At 62.5% G+C, this 264-nt stretch carries 1 pseudogene; it reads right to left on the bottom strand.

What is annotated here, in order from left to right:
- Nucleotides 1-264 (bottom strand): annotated as a pseudogene (locus tag IB274_RS29520) (IS3 family transposase); the annotation flags it as partial.

Here is a 264-nt window from a genome sequence, read left to right as displayed (position 1 = left end):
ATGTAAGTGATGTCAGTGACCCAGACCTTGTTCGGCTCGCTGACGGTAAATTGCCGCTCCAGACGGTTGGGCGAAGCCACCGTGGGCTTGCCGCCGTAGTAGCCGGGCCGACGACGATAGCCGGTCTACGAGCGCACCCCTTCCCCCCGCATCAGGCGGGCTACGCGATGCCGGCCACAGGACTCTCCCAGCTCACGCAGGTCGTCGTGGATCTTGCGATAGCCGTAGACCCCACCGCTTTCCAGCCAGGCATGTTTGATCAAT

This window comes from Pseudomonas sp. PDM18 (assembly GCF_014852585.1).
GTDB lineage: Bacteria > Pseudomonadota > Gammaproteobacteria > Pseudomonadales > Pseudomonadaceae > Pseudomonas.
Note: the sequence above shows the minus strand (reverse complement) of the source record. Positions and strands in the feature narration are given on the sequence as shown.